12 protein-coding genes and 1 pseudogene are annotated in these 12,920 nt (G+C 67.2%); 5 read left to right on the top strand and 8 right to left on the bottom strand.

Annotated features, from left to right (window positions below):
* Nucleotides 1-239: 239 nt before the first annotated feature.
* The gene (locus AC1D1S_RS14300; protein ID WP_476994757.1) at nt 240-752 is read right to left on the bottom strand and encodes a hypothetical protein; all 513 of its coding nucleotides are present in this window, start codon (nt 750-752) and stop codon (nt 240-242) included.
* A gap of 895 nt (nt 753-1,647) precedes the next feature.
* On the bottom strand, nt 1,648-2,076 hold the full coding sequence (locus AC1D1S_RS14295) for a PLD nuclease N-terminal domain-containing protein (protein ID WP_476944916.1): 429 nt from the start codon (nt 2,074-2,076) through the stop codon (nt 1,648-1,650).
* A 129-nt stretch (nt 2,077-2,205) separates the two neighbouring features.
* On the opposite strand from AC1D1S_RS14295, the gene AC1D1S_RS14290 reads away from it, so the two are divergent.
* On the top strand, nt 2,206-2,529 hold the full coding sequence (locus AC1D1S_RS14290; RefSeq protein WP_018775060.1) for a DUF4229 domain-containing protein: 324 nt from the start codon (nt 2,206-2,208) through the stop codon (nt 2,527-2,529).
* Between the two features lie 62 nt (nt 2,530-2,591).
* Here the strand turns inward: AC1D1S_RS14290 and AC1D1S_RS14285 are convergent, their stop codons facing one another.
* The 6 genes from AC1D1S_RS14285 to AC1D1S_RS14260 all read right to left on the bottom strand — a co-directional run bounded on the left by AC1D1S_RS14285 (nt 2,592) and on the right by AC1D1S_RS14260 (nt 8,340).
* Nucleotides 2,592-3,473: a 1,4-dihydroxy-2-naphthoate polyprenyltransferase gene (locus tag AC1D1S_RS14285; protein ID WP_079554823.1), complete on the bottom strand. Its 882-nt coding sequence runs from the start codon at nt 3,471-3,473 to the stop codon at nt 2,592-2,594.
* Between the two features lie 73 nt (nt 3,474-3,546).
* Entirely contained in the window at nt 3,547-4,692 is a 1,146-nt protein-coding gene (locus AC1D1S_RS14280) for an AMP-binding protein (RefSeq protein WP_476994758.1), read from the bottom strand.
* Between the two features lie 23 nt (nt 4,693-4,715).
* The gene (locus AC1D1S_RS14275) at nt 4,716-5,669 is read right to left on the bottom strand and encodes a 1,4-dihydroxy-2-naphthoyl-CoA synthase (RefSeq protein WP_243182118.1); all 954 of its coding nucleotides are present in this window, start codon (nt 5,667-5,669) and stop codon (nt 4,716-4,718) included.
* 21 nt (nt 5,670-5,690) lie between these two features.
* Nucleotides 5,691-6,131, bottom strand: coding sequence for a VOC family protein (locus AC1D1S_RS14270; protein ID WP_028276406.1), 441 nt, complete (start codon nt 6,129-6,131; stop codon nt 5,691-5,693).
* Nucleotides 6,132-6,170: 39 nt separating this feature from the next.
* Nucleotides 6,171-7,448, bottom strand: coding sequence for a S1C family serine protease (locus tag AC1D1S_RS14265; RefSeq protein ID WP_476994756.1), 1,278 nt, complete (start codon nt 7,446-7,448; stop codon nt 6,171-6,173).
* A 130-nt stretch (nt 7,449-7,578) separates the two neighbouring features.
* Entirely contained in the window at nt 7,579-8,340 is a 762-nt protein-coding gene (locus tag AC1D1S_RS14260) for a lysostaphin resistance A-like protein (RefSeq protein WP_476994755.1), read from the bottom strand.
* A gap of 190 nt (nt 8,341-8,530) precedes the next feature.
* Here AC1D1S_RS14260 and AC1D1S_RS14255 point away from each other — a divergent pair, with 190 nt between their 5' ends.
* From AC1D1S_RS14255 to AC1D1S_RS14240, 4 genes and pseudogenes are all read left to right on the top strand, one after another.
* Complete coding sequence (locus AC1D1S_RS14255; RefSeq protein ID WP_476994754.1) at nt 8,531-10,213, top strand: ABC-F family ATP-binding cassette domain-containing protein; 1,683 nt, start codon at nt 8,531-8,533, stop codon at nt 10,211-10,213.
* Nucleotides 10,214-10,482: 269 nt separating this feature from the next.
* Nucleotides 10,483-11,940, top strand: a complete 1,458-nt coding sequence (locus tag AC1D1S_RS14250) for an amino acid permease (RefSeq protein ID WP_243182114.1) — start codon at nt 10,483-10,485, stop codon at nt 11,938-11,940.
* Nucleotides 11,941-11,977: 37 nt separating this feature from the next.
* Nucleotides 11,978-12,382, top strand: a pseudogene (locus AC1D1S_RS14245) (IS110 family transposase); the annotation flags it as partial.
* Between the two features lie 25 nt (nt 12,383-12,407).
* A partial coding sequence (locus AC1D1S_RS14240) for a hypothetical protein (RefSeq protein ID WP_476994759.1) occupies nt 12,408-12,920 on the top strand: 513 nt, incomplete at its 3' end.

The following is a 12,920-nucleotide window of genomic DNA, read 5'->3' as shown; positions in this document are numbered from 1 at the left end:
CTCCCAAAGTGTTGGGTGTTGCAACGACCGTTAGAACCCGCCGGCGCTTAGCGGCCATCCGCGTCAGATTGGTGCGCTGCACGGCGATTATGGCAGTGCGGCATGGCGTGGCGTGGCGGGCATCTGCGTGCTGGCAGCTGGGCGCGCTGGGCATGGCTGCGGGCCTCGGGCGGGTGTTTCCGGGGCTGCGCGGGCCCGCTCTCTCTCGATTTGCCACAGATGGCCTCTATGCCCCGTGACTAGCGGCCATCTGTGTCAGGTGGGAGCGGTTGGGGGCGGGCACGGTGACGTTGCCCGGGCTTCGGGCCTGGGCCGGGAGTCCAGCCGCGCTCCAGCAGCGCCGCACGCACCCGGGTAGCCGCGGCAGGCTCCATCCCAGGGCCGGGCGAGGTCAAGTGCCATTGGGTCAAGACGACGACGCGCCACCCGGCATCCCTGGCGTTCTCATCCCGGAAGATGTCGCTGCGACGCTGGGCCGGACTGGCGTGATGCCCGCCGTCGTACTGAATCGCGATCTTTTCTTCTTCGTAGGCGAGGTCCGGGTCCTGGATCCAGCCGCCGGTCTCATCGAACATCGGGAGGTTGATTGCGGGTTCGGGCAGGCCATGCCGAATCAGGAGCAGCCGGAGTTCGGTCTCTTTGGGGGAGTCCGTGTCGGCGCGTATCAGGGACCGGGCCTGCATAGCCCGCCGGTAGCCCGCCCTGCCTTGCTTCCCGGCGAGGAACGCGTCCAGCTCATGGATCGTGGTCAATGAATTTCTCCGCCGCAGCAGGAAATCCCCGGCGATCACCAAGTCATCGAGGCCTAGTATGCCTGCGAGATCGAACCACGTCCGCAGTGGGGAGGTGCAGCTAACCCTCACCCCAGCTACGATCTCCTCCGGTTCGAGTGCCTGCTGATGGCCCACCACATTCTTATGTCGCACCGCCCGCTGGCCCGGCCGACTCGTCAGATGGATGACAGCCAGGTTCTCCAAGGCCTGCGGCAGGGGAAATCCCCACAACACTGCCGCAGACAGGTGGCTCACGATTGCGCCCGTCACGGCAGTCAGGGCATGCACACGTTTCAGCAGACTGTCCGGGGTGGCGGCCGTGGCGCGCACCCCGTAACAGGGGCTGACGAGATCCCTGGCCCGGGTCCGTCGTCGCCCCACCCCGGCAGTGCGGGCCTCGGCCACAGTGAAGGGCTGGTTTCGAAGATGCGGGGGGAGCTCACTGGGCGGGCGCATACGGGCATTCTGCGCCCGCGCCGAAGGGGCTTGCAGGTTATCCACAGCGCGGGCAGGGTGTGGGGGAGGAGTGGCCGGTGTGGGCAGCAGGGGCGGTCGCGGATGAGGGGCGGCCATTTGCCGGAGATGGCCGMTAAGAGCGTGGGATTCCGGCCATCTGCGGCGAACGGCCGCAGTTGGATGCCCGGGGTGTGACGGGGGACGGCCGGAGATGGGAAAGGGGCGTCTGGGCCTGGTGCGCGTACACAATGGCCAGAGGTGGTGTGGGCAGCAGGGGCTGGCGCGAATGAGGGGCAGCTGTTTTCCCGTGGCGGCCATTTGCCGGAGATGGCCGCTAAGAGCGTGGGATTCCGGCCATCTGGGGCGAACGGACGCAGATGGATGCACGGAACGGTGCTACTGGACTGCTACGTGACTGTTACTTGACCTCGTCGGTGCCGGGCGTTCCGGCGTCGCCGGGTTCGTGGGCACCGCCGGCGCCTTCGCTGCCGCCGGCTTCCGCGTTGCCGGCGTCGTGCTTGCGGTCCTTGGCGTCAAGTTCTTCCTTGAGCTTCCTGAGCCTGTCGGCCTCGGCCTGGTTGCGGTGGCGGATCTCAAGGTTGCGCAGGAATTCGGGGTCGTCATCGGGCGCTACCGGGTGGCTGTAGGCGACCGGTGCGGTGTCCGTGGCGCGGGGGCGTCCCATGAGAAACCACAGGGTGGCGCCGACCACGGGGAGGAGGACCTGCACGAAAATCCAGGCGGTCTTGGAGATGCCCCTGGTCAGCCGCGCGTCAGTGCGGATGAGGTCCACCAGTCCATAGACAAACACGGCCAGTATGACGATCGGAACCACTACACGGAGCATATCTTCAGTCTAGCCGTCGGGCGCCTCGACGGCGCCGGTCACTATGCCCGGGTGCTGGCTGCCGGGACCGCGGACGAGGGGAGCGGGATAGCCGAAGCAGCGCGCCGTCCTGGCGGCTAAACTTGAGGCGTGGCTTTCCTCAAATACACCCTTATTCGACTCGCGCTGTTTGCGCCCTTGTTTGCGCTCTTTCTCTACCTGCAGCTGGGAGTGCTCCTGGCCGCCCTGTGCGCCGGAATGATGTCCTTCGCCGTCAGCTTCCTGTTCTTCCAGAAGCAGCGCGACGCGGCCACCGCGACGCTCCACCACCGGTTCTCGGGCAAGGCCAAGCCGATGCGCAGCGCAGGCGAAGTGGCCGACGCCGAGGCCGAAGACCGCCTCGTGGACGAGAACCCCGACATTGCCGTCCGCACGGACAACCGCCCCAAAGATTCCCGGCAACCGGGGGCCTGAGCCCCGGGTTCGTCCCCTGCAGCCCCGGGGAGCCCCGGGAGACCGCGGCCCTGAGCCCAGGCTTAGAAGCCGTGGCTGAGGACGAGCCCGAGTGAAAACAAGGCGGCGAAGCCGAGGTTGATTAGTCCGGTCTGCTTCAGGACCGGGATAAGGCTCTTGCGGCGCCGCCCGGCGATCATCAGCCAGGACGGCATGAGGCTGGCGGGGATCAGCAGGAGCACGATCAGCATCCATGGCCGGGCGGGGGCCAGGACGATGACCAGCAGGATCGCGACGGCCAGCATCAGCACATAGCTTTCGCGCGCATGCTTGTCCCCGAGCCGAACGGCCAGGGTCTTCTTCCCCGCCTTCCTGTCGGTCGGGATGTCGCGGACGTTGTTGGCCATCAGCAGGGCGCACGCGATCAGCCCCGTGCCGATCGCACCGATGATCGCGGCCAGGCTCAGCTGCCCCGCCTGGGTGTACGTGGTGCCCAGCGTTGCGACGAGGCCGAAGAACACAAACACGAAGACGTCGCCCAGGCCGAGGTAGCCGTACGGGTTCTTGCCGCCGGTGTAGCCCCAGGCGGCCAGCACGCAGCCGACGCCGACCAGGATCAGCCACCAGGCCTGCGTGATGATCACGAGGATCAGGCCGAACAGCATCGCCAGCCCGAACGCCGCGAACGCGGCCCGTTTGACGTGCTCCGGGCTGGCCGCGCCCGAGCCCACCAGCCGGAGCGGACCCACCCGGTCCTCATCCGTGCCCCGGATCCCGTCCGAGTAGTCGTTGGCGTAGTTGACGCCGATCTGCAGGAGCAGGGCGACCAGGGCGGCCAGCACGGCGTTCAGCAGGATGAACGAATCCATCTCGTAGGCGGCTGCGCTGCCGATCAGCACGGGTGCGATTGCGGCCGGCAGGGTGCGCAGTCGGGCGCCTTGGATCCATTGTGCGGCTGTGGCCACGGTCAGTACCTCGTTGGTTGGTTGAATGCTCGTTAGTGGTTTGAGTTGCCGGCCGGAAGCCGGAAGCGCTTGTCTATTTTCCCTGATGGAGGGCGTCCAGCAGGACCGTCATGCCCAGCCGGTCCGGTTTCCCGTTGGGCAGCATGAGCAGTTCCGCGGCGGGCAACACCGTTTTCGGGGCCAGTGCGGCGAGCGACGGTGCCCAGGTCTGGTTCCGGCGGTCGGCGAACGCCGCCAGCCCTTCCGGGGAACTGTCGGCCACGGCGACGTACGCGGCCAGGGCGTGGCCCCACTCTGCGGACGGCACACCGGCGACAAAAGCCGCCCGCACGCCGTCGAGCTTTTCCAGCTCAGCCTGGACATGGGCGGCGGAAACTTTGACGCCGCCGGTGATGACGACGTCGTCGGCCCGGCCGAGCACGGTGAGCCGGCCGTCGGCGTCCAGTTCACCGAGGTCATTGGTCCGGTACCAGCGGACGCCGTCGGYTTCGATGAACGCCACTGCCGAGAGCTCTGGGGCCTGAAGATAGCCGGCGGCAATGGTTGGCCCGCCCAGCAGGATGCGGCCGTCGTCCTCCACCCGGACCAGGACGTCCTCGAGCGGGAAACCGTCGTACACGCACCCGCCGCAGGTCTCGGACGAGCCGTAGGTGGTCACCACCCGCACGCCGGCGTCCCGGGCGGTGTCGAGCAGCTCCGCGGACGCGGGTCCGCCGCCGAGCAGGACGGCGTTGAAGCGCCGCAGCACCGCCAGCGTCTCGGCKGAGGGTGCGTCCAGCAGGCGCTGGAGCTGAGTGGGCACCAGCGAGGTGAAGCGGAGCTTGTCCGTGAGCTCCAGCGCCGCGGCGGTGAAGGCCTCCGGCGTAAAACCGCCGGACAGGTCCATGACCCACGGGCGGGTCCCGGCAAAGAGCGAGCGGACCAGCACCTGGACGCCGGCAACATACTGGACGGGAAGGGCCAGCAGCCACTGGCCCTCGCCCTTGAGCGCAAAGGCTGTCGCCACAGACGAGGCCGCCAGGGCATCGACGGTCAGGACGGTCGCCTTCGGCGTGCCGGTGGACCCGGAGGTCCGGACCACGACGGCCGCGTCCTCGATGCCGGCCGTGTCGGGGAATCCCAGCACCGGCGAGCCGTCCGGCCCGGCGGAGAGTTCGACGGCGGGTCCCTCGCCGTGGAGGGCAGCAGCCAGCGCCTTGAGCGCAGGCTCGATGTTCATGGCTCCGGAAGTCACAGCGCGCCTTAGAAGTAGTACGGGAAAGCGGACCAGTCGGGATCGCGCTTCTCGAGGAAGGCTTCCTTGCCCTCCACGGCCTCGTCCGTCATGTACGCCAGGCGGGTCGCCTCGCCGGCGAAGACCTGCTGGCCGGCCAGGCCGTCGTCGGCCAGGTTGAACGCGAACTTGAGCATGCGGATGGCCTGCGGGGACTGCCGGGCAATGTCAGCGGCGTACTCCAGGGCGACCTCCTCGAGGCGTTCGTGCTCCACGGCCTCGTTCACGGCGCCCAACCGGACCATGTCCTCGGCCGAATATTCACGGGCCAGGAAGAAGATTTCCCGGGCGGACTTCTGGCCGATCTGGCGGGCCAGGAGGGCCGAGCCGTAGCCGGCGTCGAAGCTTCCCACGGTGGCGTCGGTCTGCTTGAACTTGCCGTGCTCGCGGGAAGCGATGGTGAGGTCCGAGACCACGTGGAGGGAGTGCCCGCCGCCGGCTGCCCAGCCGTTGACGACGGCGATGACCACCTTGGGCATGGTGCGCATGAGCCGCTGGACTTCCAGGATGTGCAGCCGGCCGGCGCGGGCGGGATCGATGGATTCCGTCGTTTCGCCCTGTGCGTACCGGTACCCGTCGCGGCCGCGGATCCTCTGGTCCCCGCCCGAGCAGAACGAGTGGCCGCCGTCCTTGGGGGAGGGGCCGTTGCCGGTGAGCAGGACTGTGGCCACGTCCGGGGTCATCCGGGCGTGGTCCATGGCGCGGTAGAGCTCGTCCACGGTGCCGGGCCGGAAGGCATTGCGGACCTCGGGACGGTCGAAGGCGATGCGGACGGTGGGCAGGTCCCGGACCACCGTCCCGTCGGCGGAGCGCTCCACCTGCCGGTGGTAGGTCATGTCCTGGAAGTCGTCGAAACCGGACACGGTGCGCCACCGGGAGGGGTCAAAGACGTCGGATACCTTGGCGGGGATTTCGTTGCTCACAGTCCGAGTCTAGTAATCGTGTCAGCTGATGCAGAACTCGTTGCCTTCCGGGTCCGCCATGGTGTGCCAGGAATGCGGCCCCTGGTTGGCGGACCAGAGGAACGTGGCGCCGCGCGCTTCAAGGGCCGCCCGCACGGCGTCCTTGTCCCCTCCCGCGAGCCGCACGTCCCAATGGACCCGGTTCTTGACCGTCTTTTCCTCCGGGACAATCTGGAACAAAACGCGGTGGGCGGGCGCTTTGGCGTCGAGTTCCTCGGGCGGGCGGATCGCGGCGCCCTCGCGCCACACGAGCTTGCCCCGGTGCGTGGTGGTCTCCGCCTCCGTCGCGAAGCCCTGCTCGATCATGGAGTGGATGAAAGCCTCATCCTGCGGCTCCACGGCCCATTCCAGGGTTTCGGCCCACCAGTCGGCGAGCTCGTGCGGGTTTTTGCAGTCGACGACTATCTGGATTTTCAGTGTCATGGGAAGAACCTACGACGTCGCGGCCTGCGGCGGTAGGGTTCAGGCGCCGCAAGGCACCGGAGGCCCTTGCGGCGTAAGGGAGTCCGCGATCCGCCAGATCGATCCATCCCAGGTCATCAGGTAGTCGAGCTTCCATTCCGAGCAGGACTGCCCGTCGGGACCGTGCTGCGCGTCCTGAACGGTCCTCAGCCGGACGGACGCCGTGAGATCGGGCCCGGCAGCGGATACGTCCTCGACCTCCAGCGTGCGCCAGAACGACGAGCCGAGCCCCTCCCGCCATGTCACGAGTCCACCCATCCGGTCCTGCATCTCGGGTGTCAGTATGGCGAACGCGAGGTCGTATGCGCCGCGGTTGATGGACTGGCCATGAAATACCAGGCTCTGGGTGATGTTGGCGGCCTGCGGGTGATCGGAATCCACCGTAACGTCTATCGCGCTGGTGTCTGCCGGTGCCGGCAGGCCGCAGCTTGTCGGGGACAGCGAAGTGGTGCGGTTCTTCCAGCTCTCGACGGCGAGGACAGCCTTGCGGGCATCCACAGCGAAGGCCGTGCCCTCGGCACTGTAGTTACCTTCGCTGCCTGCACCGAAAACCCAGGCCCGCTTGGAGCTCACGACTCCTGCCACCTTGCCGTCCATGGTCAGCAACGGGCCGCCGCTGTTTCCAGGATTGATGGCGGCGTCGGTCTGGATCAGGTTGCTGACCGTTCTTGCGCCGATTGTCTGCTCCCGGTTCAGTCCGCTGACGCGTCCCGCGGTGAAGGTCAGGTCGGCGTCCAGGGGAAAGCCCAGCGCCGCCACGTCTTCGCCCAGTGCCGGAGGAGCGCTGACGAAGTCGAAGATGTGGCCGCTGACCGGGCGGGCGGTGCGCAAAAGGGCAAGGTCGGCCGCCTCATCAATTCCAAGTACCTGCGCGCTCGAGATCTCTGTTCCGAGGCTGATGCTGATGGCGGCTTGGTCCTTCACGACGTGTGCGGCGGTGACGATGAGGTCATTCTCGATGAGGAAACCGGTACCGACGCCGCCGGCGTCGCACAGCGTGACGTTGATCTTTGCTACTCCGGAGCGGACACTCGCGACGGTGCCGGCCCACCCGCCCGGCTGTCGGCTTCCGGTAGCGACCGGGTCTGGTGCTGTGACGGCCGCCTGGCTGGTTGGCGGCGGGGTCGCCGGCGCTGCAGACGTGGCCGTTGGGGTGGCCGGTGCAGCCGGTGCAGTCGGTGCGGCGCCGGGAAGGGACACGCAGCCGCTCAGCGCGAGAAGTGTCGTCATCGCCGCAGCTGCCGGGAGTGCGAACATTCGGTGGGCGTGGGCTTTCATGGCAGTCCTCCCCAATACAAGGTTGCCGCTCCAGCCCTCCCAAACCATCGCGAAGTGCCCTCAAGATAACGCATGCGCCGGCGAACAACCAGAGGGGAGCCGGGTGCCATGCGTCGCCGCCTTGCTTCGGTTACCCCTGCACTTGCTGCAGCTGTTCAAGCACCTCGGGCGGAATGGCGTAGATGAAGATGACCGCCAGGAGGTTCTTGGAGGCGTGGACGAAGTAGGAGAACATCACGTTCTTCCCGGTCCAGACGTACACGAACACCAGGACGGCGCCCATGGCGAGGTACGGCATCAGCACCTGCAGGGTCATTTGCTCCTGGCCCACGATGTGCAGGGCCGCGAAGAGGACCACGGACATGATGCAGCAGACCCAGAGGTTGACCCTGCGGCTCAGTTTGCCGATCAGCAAATGGCGGAAAATGTACTCCTCGACGAACGGGCCGACCAACACCAGCAGCGGCACCATGAGCCAGACCGGGACCTGCTGCATGAGCGCCTGAAGGCCGGCCTGGTTGGCGGAGGTCTGCACCGGTCCGCTGAGGGCCACGAGAACCGCGGTGAGGATGAGCATCGCCACGACGGTCAGCGGCACCATGAGGGCCGTGAACCAGGGCCTTGTGGCAAGGACGCGGAGATCGCGAACCGCAACATGCCGCGCGGCGGTCAGGGCAAGGACGCCGACCGTTGCGTAGAAAATCAGGTTCACCGCGTAGGACGCCACCGCAGGATTGGGCGATATCTGCAGCAGCAGCGGCTCCAGCAGGCTGCCCGCCACAGCGAATAGACYGGCCACGGCAACATAGAGTCCAACAGTGATGAAATCCAGCGGGGAGAACCGGTAAAGCTCCGGCTGCGGCGCGGGTGGTGTACGGAGAGCTGTGCCCATGCCCCCAGCCTAGCGCCGAGGCAGGAGGACGCGGTCCAGCTGATCCGCGGCGCCATCGCAGACCTGACGCCCGACGGCGGCACCCGCCTCAGTGCCCAGGGCCTCAGGGCCTCCGTGCCCAGTGACGGCCGGCGGTGCCATACTGAGGACGCAAGCCGTCGGGCAGGCTGGCACCTACTGCGAGGACTCCTTGAGCGAACATCTCCGCCTTTCGGGCGTATCCCACGGCTATGGGGACCGCCAGCTCTTTGCCGGCGTCGACGTTGCCATCACGGCTGGCGAACATGTGGCGATCGTCGGCGAAAACGGCGCGGGCAAATCCACGCTGCTGCGGATCCTGGCCGGATTCGAGGCCCCGGACGAGGGCACGTCCGTCAGCCACGGCCGCGTGGGCTACCTCGCCCAGACCCATGGCCTGCCGGAGCAGTTCACTGTCAGCGACGCGATCGATGCCGCACTGGAATCGCTCCGCGCGCTGGAGGCCGAGCTGGACCGCCTGGAGGACGGGCTGGCCGGCGCGGAAGCGGACGAACTGGAGCGCTACGGAAACCTGCAGACGCAGTACCAGCTCCGGGAAGGCTACGCCGCGGAATCCCGGGTGGAAGCGGCGCTGGACAGGCTCGGCCTGGGCGGGCTGGACCGGATGCGGACACTGGGCTCGCTCTCCGGCGGGGAACAGGAACGGGTGGCGCTGGCCTGCGTTCTCGCCGATCCCGCCGACATTTTGCTCCTGGACGAACCCACCAACCACCTGGACGCGTCCGGCACGGCCTGGCTGGAGGCGCGGCTGGCCGCGCACCGCGGCACGGTGGTGGTGGTCTCCCACGACCGCGTGCTGCTGCGCAAAGTGGCCTCAACCGTGATTGAGGTCGACGCCGAGCGCCGGTCGGTCAACCGGTATGGCAACGGCTACGAGGGCTACCTGCGCGAGAAGGCTGCCGAGCGCCAGCGCTGGGCACAGCAGTACCACGGGTGGCTGGACGCGATGGCGGCCGAACGGCTCCAGGCGGACACGGTTGCCGGCAAGATGGGCTACGCCCGCCAGCGCGACGGCGACAAGATGGGGTTCGACTTCAAGGCCGGCACGTGGCAGAAGGCGGCCACCAGCAAGGTCCGCAACGCCCAGGAGCGTCTGCGCCGGCTGGAGGCAAACCCCATAGACCGTCCCCCGGTGCCCCTGAAACTGGCAACGGATCTGCGGGCGGACGTGGCCGAAGGCCCGGCGCTCGAGGCGAAGGGGGTCGCGGTGCCCGGCCGGCTGGCACCCACGGACTTCCGGGTGGAAGCCGGCCAGAAGATCCTCATTACGGGCCCCAACGGTGCCGGGAAGTCCACGCTGCTCTCCGTCCTCGCCGGCACGCTGGAACCGGCCCAGGGCAAAGTGGTCAGGCACGGCCGGATCGGCTACCTGCAGCAGGAGTTGGAACTCCCGCAGCGCCCGGGACTGCGGCTCCTGCCCGCCTTTGCCGCGGGCCTGGGCGGCAACATCGATGAGCACGCCGAGGCGCTGCTGCGCCTGGGGCTCTTCCGAACCAGCGAATTCCACGTGCCGGTGGGCAGCCTTTCCGCTGGGCAGCAACGCAGGCTGGCGCTGGCCCGGCTCCTGCTGGGCGGGTTCGGGACGATGCTGGTGGACGAGCCCACCAACCACCTGGCGCCCGTGCTGGTGGAACAGCTTGAAGCGGCCCTGTCCGAGTTCGCAGGGACACTGGTCATGGTCAGCCACGACCGCGCGCTGGGTGAGTGGTTCAGCACCTGCGCCAGGCGAGGAACGAGCCGAGAAACAAGGCACGGCGCCAGGCAGGAAACCGGGCACGGAAACGGCGCCGGGAACTGGCTCCGGTACACGATGCGGGACGGCGCCCTGGCATAGCAGAACGATTCGCCGGAGCTGGCGCGGATCAAATAGAACATTATTCGGCCATTTGGCAGGTTAGGTGTCATTAATTAGGGATAGCGCCGAACTGCTGTTGCCCGCGTCACGGCCGGTCCGGGAATTCCAGTACGATGGATGAGCCGCGCGAGGGTTTGACTCCTTGTGAGGTTCGGTACATCTTGCTGTCCCACCGGGCAGAAACCCGAATGGAATGTAACCGAATCCCGGTCCCGTCCCGGCCATAATCCGACCTACAAGGAACCGTTGTGCCATCAATTACCCCCACAGAACTCCAGAGCGCGCCCGCGGAATCCGCCGTCGACTCGACCCTCAGCGCCGAGGGCTATAAGAAGACCCTGAGCGGGCGCCACGTAACGATGATCTCGATGGGCGGCGCGATCGGCGTCGGCCTGTTCATGGGCGCCGGCGGACGCCTGGCCTCCACGGGCCCGGCGCTGATCTTCTCCTACGCCATCGCCGGCGTGATCGCCTACCTGCTCATGCGGGCACTGGGCGAGCTCATCATGTACCGCCAGACCTCGGGCTCCTTCGTCAGCTACGCTGGCGAAATGTTCGGCAAGAAGGGCGCCTTCCTCTCCGGCTGGATGTACTTCATCAACTGGGGCATGACCGGGATCGCCGAACTGATCGCGATCGGCCTGTACTTCCAGTTCTTCTTCCCCAACGTGCCGGTGGAAGCCTCCGCGATTGCCGCCCTCGCCCTGCTCGTGGCCGTCAACCTGCTCAGCGTCAAAGCGTTCGGCGAGTTTGAATTCTGGGCGTCCTGCCTCAAGGTCGGCGCCATCCTGATCTTCCTGGCCGTTGGCACCTTTATGGTGGTCACCAACGCCAAGGTGGGCGATGGCCACGCCTCCGTGACCAACCTCTTTGCCGACGACGGCGGAATGTTCCCCAAGGGCGCCCTCGTCATGGTCCTCGTGCTCAACGCCGTGATCTTCGCCTACAACGGCATCGAACTCGTCGGTATCACCGCAGGCGAGATGCAGAACGCCAAGCGCGAAGTGCCCAAGGCGATCCGCGCCGTCGTACTGCGCATTGTGGTGTTCTACGTCGGTTCCGTACTGCTGCTGGCCATGCTGCTGCCCTCGGACCAGTACAAGGCCGGCGTGTCCCCGTTCGTCACCGTGTTTGGCCAGATGGGCCTCGGCTGGGTGGGCGACGTGATGAACATGATCGTCATCACCGCCGCGCTGTCCTCCTGCAACTCGGGCCTGTACTCGATCGGCCGTGTCTTCCGCACGATGGCCAACAACGGGCATGCCCCGCAGTGGCTCACCAAGATGTCCAAGCGCCACGTGCCGTACGCGGCCATCCTTGCGATCGCCGCTTTCTACCTCGTGGGCATCATGCTGAACATCTGGCTGGGCGGCTCGCACGCCTTCGACCTCGCGCTGAACACCGCCTCGATAGGCGTGATCTTCACGTGGGGCGCCATCTTCGCCAGCCAGATCGCGCTGCGCCACCAGAAGGGCCGCGTCTCCAGCCTGCCCATGCCGGGCTCGCCGTGGACCAGCTGGGCCGGGCTGGTCGCACTGCTGGCCATCACCGTGCTGATCGGCTTCGACACCATGACCAGCAAGACGGGCGAGGTCTTCCACCTGGGCCTGTGGACCCTGGCGACCGTTCCGTTCTTCGCCCTGGTGCTGTGGCTGGGCTGGCAGAAGGTCAAGAACAACGCGCCCAAGAGCGAGCTCTACAGCTGATATGAGTTGAGTCTGTCCTTCACAAACACCTCCGGAGATGTCAGGACGGGATGTATCAGATTCCTTTGAGGACCTGAGGTTGATCCGCGGGATCCTCCCGACACCTTCGGAGGTGTTTGTTATGTCTGTTCAGGGCGTGGTGACCGGTGATTCACCCGTTGTTGTTGCTGTCGACGTTGGCAAGAGGACGGTCGCGTTGTCGGTCACCGATGCCGCCCGGCACCGCCTGTTGGGTCCGGTGGACTTCGAGATGACCGGACGGGGCCTGGACGGGATCCTCACTCTGATCAAAAGCAGGCTGGCCGGGATGGATGTTCCCGTGAGAGTCGGGATCGAAGCTGCCGGGCATTACCACCGGCCGCTGCTCACCCCGTCCGTGTGGCCCGCGGACTGGCAGGTTCTGGAGCTGAATCCCGCGCACGTGGCCGAGCAGCGCAGGGTCCAGGGACGCCGGCGCATCAAGACCGATGCCCTGGATCTGGAAGCGATCACCGAGCTGGTCCCAGCTGCTGGGCCAGCTGGACCGGGCCTTCCCCGGGCTGACGCTGGTCCTGCCGGACGTGCTCGGCACCAAAGTGGGAAGGCTCATCGCTGCTGAATTCACCGACCCGAAGCGGCTCGCCGCGCTGGGCACCGCCCGGTTCATCCGGTTCGCCGCCGTCCGCGGCCTCCACGTTCGGCAGCCGCTGGCCGAACGGCTCGTCCGTGCCGCCCGCGACGCGCTGACCACGGCGGACGCAGCCGTGGCCCGGCAGGTGCTGGCCGCCGATCTGGACCTGCTGACCGAGCTCACCGCGCAGATCGACGCATCCGAGGCAGAGTTCGCCCGGTTGCTTCCGTTGAGCCCGTTCGMGACGCTCACCACGACCCCGGGCTGGGGTGTGGTCCGCGCCGGCAACTACGGCGGCGCCCTGGGCGACCCGCACCGCTGGCCCGGGCCGTCACAGATCTACCGGGCATCCACAGATCTACCGGGCATC

This window comes from Arthrobacter sp. P1_A5, assembly GCF_056406825.1.
The sequence above is the reverse complement of the archived record's forward strand: the minus strand, read 5'-3'. Positions and strand labels throughout refer to the sequence as shown.

Excerpts from the sequence above, each read along its gene's own strand:
- AC1D1S_RS14295 (WP_476944916.1), bottom strand. The coding sequence starts at position 2,076 with ATGCTCCGTGTAGTGGTTCCGATCGTCATACTGGCCGTGTTTGTCTAT.
- AC1D1S_RS14270 (WP_028276406.1), bottom strand. The coding sequence starts at position 6,131 with ATGACACTGAAAATCCAGATAGTCGTCGACTGCAAAAACCCGCACGAG.
- AC1D1S_RS14265 (WP_476994756.1), bottom strand. The coding sequence starts at position 7,448 with ATGAAAGCCCACGCCCACCGAATGTTCGCACTCCCGGCAGCTGCGGCG.